Source organism: Vibrio sp. 2132-1 (assembly GCF_033344315.1).
In genome coordinates this window covers 1-544 of the sequence record NZ_JAWPON010000746.1, presented here as the reverse complement: position 1 = coordinate 544, position 544 = coordinate 1, and the positions used below count along the sequence as shown (strand labels likewise).

The following is a 544-nucleotide window of genomic DNA, read 5'->3' as shown; positions in this document are numbered from 1 at the left end:
TTTACTCAGAATGGCAAATTGAATCCATACCGATTAGAAATTGTTTAGTTTAGAAAGGATGTTGTATGTGTTCAGTATTTGGGATTTTAGACATTAAAAGTGATGCAGCGGCACTGCGTCCTATCGCGTTAGAAATGTCGAAAAAGCTTCGTCACCGTGGCCCTGACTGGTCTGGTATCTACTCTTCAGAAAGAGCAATCCTAGCTCACGAGCGCTTGGCTATCGTTGGTTTAAATAGCGGTGCTCAACCACTATACAGCCCTGATAAAAAACTAATCCTTGCCGTTAACGGTGAGATCTACAACCACAAAGAGATTCGCGCTCGCTACGAAGGCAAGTACGAATTCCAAACAGACTCTGACTGTGAAGTTATTTTAGCGCTGTATCAAGACATGGGTGCTGATCTTCTTGAAGAGCTAAACGGCATTTTTGCTTTCGTACTGTACGATGAAGAAAAAGATGAGTACCTAGTAGGTCGTGACCATATCGGTATCATTCCACTTTACCAAGGTTACGATGAACACGGTAACTACTACGTCGCTTC

At 42.8% G+C, this 544-nt stretch carries 1 pseudogene; it reads left to right on the top strand.

Annotation, left to right across the window (positions count from 1 at the left end):
- Positions 1-65: 65 nt before the first annotated feature.
- Positions 66-544: pseudogene (gene asnB / locus R8N47_RS27745) on the top strand (asparagine synthase B); the annotation flags it as partial.